The sequence below is a fragment of the Streptomyces sp. SM11 genome (genome assembly GCF_002910905.1).
GTDB lineage: Bacteria > Actinomycetota > Actinomycetes > Streptomycetales > Streptomycetaceae > Streptomyces.
This window is the reverse complement of sequence record NZ_NEUE01000119.1, coordinates 1-7233: the sequence shown is the minus strand read 5'-3', so window position 1 is coordinate 7233 and position 7233 is coordinate 1. Positions and strand designations below refer to the sequence as shown.

The window sequence follows — 7233 nt, the reverse complement described above, 5'->3', positions numbered from 1 at the left end:
CGGGCCGCACGGTGGGGTTCACCGTGCGGCCCGGGGCGGGTCTGTTCTCCGGGGATCAGCCCTTGCGGGCGTTGATCTCCTCGGTGAGCTGGGGGACGACGGCGAAGAGGTCGCCGACGACGCCGTAGTCGACGAGTTCGAAGATCGGGGCCTCGGCGTCCTTGTTGATCGCGACGATCGTCTTCGAGGTCTGCATGCCCGCCCGGTGCTGGATCGCACCGGAGATGCCCGAGGCGATGTACAGCTGCGGGGAGACCGACTTGCCCGTCTGCCCGACCTGGGAGGTGTGCGGGTACCAGCCCGCGTCCACCGCCGCACGCGAAGCGCCCACCGCGGCACCCAGACTGTCCGCGAGCGCCTCGATGACGGGGAAGTTCTCCGCACCGTTGACCCCACGGCCACCCGAGACCACGATCGCCGCCTCCGTCAGCTCCGGGCGCCCGGTCGACTCACGCGGCGTCCGCGAGGTGACCCTCGTACCCGTCGCCGCGGCACCGAACGACACCGGCAGCGCCTCGACCGCACCCGCCGCCGGGGCCGGCTCCACGGGAGCCGAGTTCGGCTTCACCGTGATCACCGGAACCCCCCTGGAGACCCGGGACCTCGTCGCGTACGAGGCGGCGAACGCCGCCTGCGTCGCCACGACACCCTCCTCACCGGCCTCCAGATCAGTGGCGTCCGTGATGATCCCGGAGCCGGCCCGCAGCGCGAGCCGCGCCGCGATCTCCTTGCCCTCCGCCGAGGACACCACCAGAACAGCCACCGGCGAGACCGCCTCGAACGCGGCCTGCAGCGCATCGACCTTCGGGACCACCAGGTACTCCGCGAACTCCGGGGCGTCCGAGGTCAGGACCCTCACCGCACCGTGCTCACCCAGCACCGACGCCGTCGCCCCCGCACCCGCACCCAGCGCGACGGCGACCGGGTCACCGATCCGACGCGCCAGCGTCAGCAGCTCCAGCGTGGGCTTACGGACCGCACCGTCCACATGATCGACCAGAACAAGAACTTCAGCCATGACAACGCACTCCAGAAAGAGAAGAGAGAGGGAGAGGGAGAGGGAAGAGGAACGGCACGGGACCTAGATGAACTTCTGGCCCGCGAGGAACCCGGCGAGCTGCCGGCCGCCCTCACCCTCGTCCTTCACGATCGTGCCCGCCGTACGCGCCGGGCGCTCCGTCGCGGAGTCCACCGCCGTCCACGCACCCGCCAGACCCACCTCGTCCGCGTCCAGACCCAGATCGTCCAGGTCCAGCGACTCGACCGGCTTCTTCTTCGCCGCCATGATCCCCTTGAACGACGGGTAGCGCGCCTCACCGGACTGGTCGGTCACCGACACCACCGCCGGAAGCGAAGCCTCCAACTGCTCGGAAGCCGTGTCACCGTCACGCCGCCCCGTCACGACACCCCCGTCCACCGCGACCTCGGACAGCAGCGTCACCTGCGGCACACCCAGACGCTCCGCCAGCAGCGCCGGCAGCACACCCATCACACCGTCCGTCGACGCCATCCCGCAGACCACCAGGTCATACCCGGCCTTCTCCACAGCCTTCGCCAGCACCAGCGACGTCCCCATCACATCGCTGCCGTGCAGACCGTCGTCCTCGACGTGCACCGCCCTGTCCGCACCCATCGACAACGCCTTGCGCAACGCGTCCTTGGCATCCTCCGGACCCACCGTCACCACGGTGATCTCCGCATCGTCCGCCTCGCCGGCGATCTGCAACGCCTGCTCGACCGCGTACTCGTCCAGCTCCGACAACAGACCGTCGACATCCTCACGGTCCAGCGTCAGGTCATCGGCGAAACGCCGGTCACCGGTCGCGTCGGGCACGTACTTCACACAGACAACGATCCTCAAGCTCACGCCGGCTCTCCTACTGCATCGTCATTTCCGGGCTGCCTTGTTGCTCGCAGCATAGGCGCCCCGTCGGGCCGGATCCGGTCAGGACGACCGAGGCTCCGAGGCCGATATTACTCGCCAGTACACCCAGTCTCTTACCCCTGAGCAAGCGCTGCGCACTGTGACCTTGCCAACGCGGCGGGCCTGTGCGTGCGCGACCTCAGTCTCGCAGAGCCGTGAACCGTCCCTGGTGGTAGACCAGCGGGCGATCGGCTCCCGCGGCCGCTCCCGCCACGACCTCGGCGATCACGATGCGGTGGTCCCCGGCCGGGACACGGGTCACGACGCGGCAGACCAGCCAGGCGGACACACCGGCGAGCAGCGGAACGTCTTCGGGGCCGCCGCTCCAGTCGGTCGACGGGCCGAAGCGGTCGGCTCCACTGCGGGCGAAGGTCGCGGCCAGTTCGCGCTGGTGTTCGCCGAGTATGTGGACGCCGACATACTCGGCCTCGGACAGCACGGGCCAACTGGAGGACGTCGTACCGATACCGAAGGAGATCAGCGGGGGGTCGGCGGCGACGGAGGTCAGGGAGGTGGCGGTGAAGCCGACCGGGCGCTCCCCCGTGGCCGTGATCACGGCCACGCCCGCGGCGTGGCGGCGGAAGACGGAGCGGAAGAGTTCGGGCGTGGCGACCGTCGGAGCGGGGGCGAGATCGGGCGTTGCCGTCATGGACGTGTCCTTCTGCGAAAGCGGCGTACGGGTCCGTGGGTGCTCAGACACCCGGACAACGCGCACTCGCATGGCGTGCGAGGTCCACATGGACCCGGCCGTAAGGAAGGAGTTCTGGCGGCATAACGTCAGACTGACGATGCGTGGCGTGCACAGTCAAGGGCGTTCCGGAATGTGGGAGATGCGTCACGGCCCGTCATATGACGTGCCCCAGCGCCGCGACCACGTCGACAATGCGGGGCTGGCCGGATGCCCGGCGGACCACCTCCCCCTGGGCGTCGAGCACCAGGACGGTCGGCGTCTTCGTGATGTCCAGCTGTCGCACCAGCGCGAGGTGGGCCTCGGCGTCGACCTCGACATGGGCGACCCCGTCGACCATTCCGGCCACCTCGTGGAGCGTGCGGCGGGTGGCCCGGCACGGCTGGCAGAAGGCGCTGGAGAACTGGACGAGCGTGGCGCGTTCCCCGAGTTCCGCGCCGAGCCGGGATGCGTCGAGCCGCTGTCCGTACGTCCCTCGGTCCACCTGGTACCTCCTGATCAGAGCTCTTCGTAGGGGGTCAGCACCGGCCGCCGCCCGGACATTCCCGCAGCTCCCGGAGGACGCGCACGTGACGAGAATCTCGCACCCCGCGTCTGCCGGGACTGGCCACCGGCCCGCGCATGGGGCACCATCGCCACAATGCCGAAAACCTACGGCTGCGTAACTTCCGCCGGGAGAACCCTCCCCAGGAACTGAAGAAGGGTCTTCTCCAGATGGCAGAACTCGTCTATCGACCGGTCATCGGCGCCGCTCGCACCCTGTTCAAGGCGCTCGACCTGAAGATCGACACTCAGGGTTCGGAGCACATCCCGAAGACCGGTGGTGCGGTGCTGGTCAGCAACCACATCAGCTATCTCGACTTCATCTTCACCGGCCTGGGCGCCCTGCCGCAGAAGCGGCTGGTCCGCTTCATGGCAAAGGAATCGGTCTTCCGGCACAGGATCTCCGGTCCGCTGATGCGGGGAATGAAGCACATCCCGGTCGACCGCGACCAGGGTGAGGACGCGTACGCCCACGCGCTCCGGTCGCTGCGTTCCGGGGAGATCGTCGGAGTGTTCCCCGAGGCCACCATCTCGCAGTCGTTCACCCTGAAGAGCTTCAAGTCGGGTGCCGCGCGGCTCGCCCAGGAGGCCGGGGTCCCGCTGATCCCGATGGCACTCTGGGGCACGCAGCGGATCTGGACGAAGGGGCGGCCGCGCAATTTCCGGCGCAGCCACATCCCCATCACCATCCGCGTCGGCGAGCCCATGGAGGCGCCCTCCGACCAGTACGCCGGTGCCATCACCCGGCGGCTGCGGGAGCGGGTCCAGGAGCTGCTGGAAGCGGCGCAGCGGGCCTACCCGGTACGCCCCAAGGGCGCGAGCGACACCTGGTGGGTGCCCGCCCATCTCGGCGGTACGGCTCCGACCCCCGCCGAGGTGCGCGAACTCGGCTGACGGACACCCCTCAGCGGCCCGTCACCGCGGTGCGTGGACAGTGATCCGCGCCCCGGGGCTCAGCTGCTCCAGGGTTGCGGCGAGTTCGGCGCCCGCGGCGCCGAGCTCGCCGTTCGTCATGGGCGCGAGGCCCTCCAGCAGGAAGACGGCGTTGACCGACTCCTCGGTGAGCCGGGTCCGCACGCCCTGGCGCCAGTTCCAGCGGCGGCAGGTGACACCCTCGTCGTCACACCAGACGACTTCGCCGGGCTCGGGGTGCTCCACGCTCTCCTCGCCGCCGACGACGGTGGGGAACGGCTCGTCGCCCGTCGCGCGGATCAGCCGCATCCCGCCCTTGATGTGGTCGGTGTCCTCGCCGCCGACCGGGACGAGGTGGGCGACGCTGATCGCGTTGTAGGCGTCGACCAGCAGGCTGATGCGGGGCAGGCCGCCATCGGCGAGGGCGCGCCGGGCGAGCGCCTCGGCGGAGTTGCGGGTGCGGGAGGGCTTGGCTCCGAACGCCGTGTAGATCTCGCGCCAGGCCGCGATGCGCGGGTCCTCGTGCGGGGCGCGGCCGTCCAGGCGCTCGGCGAGCCTGCGGGCGGCGGCGTCCAGCAGGGCGGCACTGCGGGTGTCGCTGGGGCCGTTGACCAGGCCGTGCGCCTCGACGGCGAGGTGGGTGAAGCCCGGTGCGATCGCTCGCACCTCGTCGGACACGGTGAGCGTGAGGGTCATCGTCTGCCTTACTGCCTTGCTGGGTACGGTGGCTCGGGCGCGGGGTGCCGGGTGGGCTCAGAGGCCCGTAGGGAGGTTCCGCCAGAGCTCCGAGCAGTCCCGGGCACCCCTCAGCGCTTGGAGAATCACCTCGGGTGGTACGGCATAGACTACTGGATAGTCAATTCTATTGAACTCTTCGCGCACCACACACACCAGCCGCTCCTGCTCCGTCGAGAACTGTGCGTCGATGCCCGGCCTGTTGCCGCGGGGATCCACCCTCGCCCAGCGGTCGTGGCCGGGGAGGCGCAGCGCGACCAGGTCGTGGACCACCGGGTTCGCCCCGTCGTCGTCGGTGAGCCGCTGGTAGCAGAGCCCGGCCGGGATGGAGCGGGCCCGAAGCAGTGCGGTGAGCGCGATGGACTTGGCGTAGCGGATGCCGTTGCGGGTGGCGACGACGCCGGAGGCACGCCAGGGGACGCGCAGATCGCCCGAGTCGGCGGAGTGCGGGATGGTGTCGCGTACGTACTCGAAGGCGGTGCGGGCGTATGTGTATGCGTCGTCGGCGTCGAGCGCGAGGCGGGTCGCCACCTCCCTGACCGGGGATGCTCGTGGTAGACCACCTCGTCGGCGGCCAGGTAGGCGTCGATGTCCGGGGACTGCTGCGTCAGCTCCATGAGCGGAGAGCGTACGAAGCGGCCGACCGGAAGTCCATCGATTCCCGGTCGGTCGCATATTCATGCACGGGTCGCGCTATCGCGTCATTTCTTCCTTGAGCGCCTGGAGGAAGGCGTCGACGTCGTCCTCGCCGGTGTCGAACGCGCACATCCAGCGGACGTCCCCGGCCGCCTCGTCCCAGAAGTAGAAGCGGAAGCGCTGCTGGAGCCGCTCGCTGACCGCGTGCGGCAGCCGGGCGAACACGGCGTTGGCCTGGACCGGGTAGAGGATCTCCACCCCGTCGATCGCCCGGACGCCCTCGGCGAGCCGCTGGGCCATGGCGTTGGCGTGCCGCGCGTTGCGCAGCCACAGGTCCTTGGCGAGCAGCGCCTCCAGCTGGACGGAGACGAAGCGCATCTTGGAGGCGAGCTGCATGGAGAGCTTGCGCAGATGCTTCATCGCCCGGACCGCGTCCGGGTTCAGCACGACGACGGCCTCGCCGAAGAGCGCACCGTTCTTGGTGCCGCCGAAGGACAGCACATCGACGCCGACCGTGTTGGTGAACGTCCGCATCGGGACGTCGAGCGAGGCGGCGGCGTTGGCTATCCGCGCCCCGTCGAGGTGCACCTTCATGCCGTGCTCGTGGGCGTGGTCGCAGATGGCGCGGATCTCGTCGGGGGTGTAGACGGTGCCCAGCTCGGTGTTCTGGGTGATCGAGACGACCTGCGGCATGGCCCGGTGCTCGTCGTCCCAGCCGTACGCCTGCCGGTCGATGAGCTCGGGGGTGAGCTTGCCGTCCGGGGTGGGCACGGTGAGGAGCTTCAGCCCACCCATCCGCTCGGGCGCACCGCCCTCGTCCACGTTGATGTGCGCGGACTCGGCGCAGATGACGGCGCCCCAGCGGTCGGTGAGCGCCTGGAGGGCGACCACGTTGGCTCCGGTGCCGTTGAAGACCGGGAAGGCCTCGGCGGTGGGACCGAAGTGGCTGTGCATGACCCGCTGGAGGTGACCGGTGTAGTCGTCCTCGCCGTAGGCGACCTGGTGGCCGCCGTTGGCGAGGGCGATGGCCGCGAGAACCTCCGGGTGCGCGCCGGCGTAGTTGTCACTGGCGAAGCCACGTACCTGCGGATCGTGGTGACGTCGCGCGTCGGTCCTCACGTTTGCGGGGTCAGCCACAGGCGCTTTCCGTTCACTTCCGGGGCGGGCTTGTCCCAGACGCCGGCGATGGCCTCGGCCAGCTCCGTGACGTCGGTGAAGCCCGCGAACTTCGCATTCGGGCGCTCGGCGCGCATGGCGTCGTTCACCAGTGCCTTGACCACCAGGATCGCAGCAGCCGCCGCGGGCCCTTCCTCGCCCCCCGCCTTGCGGAAGGCATCGCCGAGCGCGAGGGTCCACGCCTCGGCGGCGGCCTTGGCGGAGGAGTAGGCGGCGTTGCCCGCGGTGGGCTTGCTGGCCCCGGCGGCGCTGATCAGGAGATAGCGGCCCCGGTCGCTGCGCTCAAGGGCCTCCTGGAAGGCCAGCGAGGTCGACTGGACGGTGCGGATGAGCAGCTTCTCCAGGGCGTCCCAGTCGGACAGCACGGTCTCCTGGAACGACTTGCTGCCGCGCCAGCCGCCGACGAGGTGGACCAGGCCGTCGATGCGGCCGAACTCCGCCTCGGTGCGCTTGGCCCAGTCCCGGGTGGCGTCGAGGTCGAGCAGGTCGACGGTCTCGCCGGTGACGGTCGCGCCGCCGTGGGCGTACCGGGCGGCGTCCACCGCCTCGGCGAGCCGTTCGGGATGGGCGTCGCACCCGACGACCGTCGCGCCCGCCTCGGCGAGCCGCAGCAGCGTCG

The 7233-nt window shown here is 70.1% G+C and carries 8 protein-coding genes and 1 pseudogene; 1 reads left to right on the top strand and 8 read right to left on the bottom strand.

Annotation, left to right across the window (positions count from 1 at the left end; translation table 11 throughout):
• Positions 1 to 55: 55 nt before the first annotated feature.
• The 4 genes from B9S58_RS08885 to B9S58_RS08870 form a co-directional block, all read right to left on the bottom strand.
• Positions 56 to 1018, bottom strand: coding sequence for an electron transfer flavoprotein subunit alpha/FixB family protein (locus tag B9S58_RS08885; RefSeq protein WP_103531571.1), 963 nt, complete (start codon positions 1016 to 1018; stop codon positions 56 to 58).
• 63 nt (positions 1019 to 1081) lie between these two features.
• Positions 1082 to 1867, bottom strand: coding sequence for an electron transfer flavoprotein subunit beta/FixA family protein (locus B9S58_RS08880; protein ID WP_103531570.1), 786 nt, complete (start codon positions 1865 to 1867; stop codon positions 1082 to 1084).
• Positions 1868 to 2063: 196 nt separating this feature from the next.
• A complete protein-coding gene (locus B9S58_RS08875; protein ID WP_103531569.1) occupies positions 2064 to 2573 on the bottom strand; it encodes a flavin reductase family protein in 510 nt (169 codons plus the stop codon).
• A gap of 196 nt (positions 2574 to 2769) precedes the next feature.
• Positions 2770 to 3096 (bottom strand): thioredoxin family protein, encoded by a 327-nt coding sequence (locus B9S58_RS08870; RefSeq protein WP_103531568.1) that lies wholly within the window; start codon positions 3094 to 3096, stop codon positions 2770 to 2772.
• Positions 3097 to 3326: 230 nt separating this feature from the next.
• Between B9S58_RS08870 and B9S58_RS08865 the strand changes: the two genes are divergently transcribed.
• Positions 3327 to 4049, top strand: coding sequence for a 1-acyl-sn-glycerol-3-phosphate acyltransferase (locus tag B9S58_RS08865; protein WP_103531567.1), 723 nt, complete (start codon positions 3327 to 3329; stop codon positions 4047 to 4049).
• Positions 4050 to 4070: 21 nt separating this feature from the next.
• Here the strand turns inward: B9S58_RS08865 and B9S58_RS08860 are convergent, their stop codons facing one another.
• From B9S58_RS08860 to B9S58_RS08845, 4 genes and pseudogenes are all read right to left on the bottom strand, one after another.
• A complete protein-coding gene (locus B9S58_RS08860) occupies positions 4071 to 4763 on the bottom strand; it encodes a B3/4 domain-containing protein (protein WP_103531566.1) in 693 nt (230 codons plus the stop codon).
• Positions 4764 to 4820: 57 nt separating this feature from the next.
• A pseudogene (locus B9S58_RS08855) lies at positions 4821 to 5419 on the bottom strand (transglutaminase family protein).
• A 76-nt stretch (positions 5420 to 5495) separates the two neighbouring features.
• Positions 5496 to 6557 carry a low specificity L-threonine aldolase gene (locus tag B9S58_RS08850; RefSeq protein ID WP_181009240.1) on the bottom strand — a complete coding sequence of 354 codons (1062 nt, stop codon included), beginning with the start codon at positions 6555 to 6557 and terminating at the stop codon, positions 5496 to 5498.
• Positions 6554 to 7233 (bottom strand): SDR family NAD(P)-dependent oxidoreductase (locus B9S58_RS08845; protein WP_103531564.1); only part of this gene is annotated, 680 nt, incomplete at its 5' end. The genes B9S58_RS08845 and B9S58_RS08850, both read right to left, overlap by 4 nt.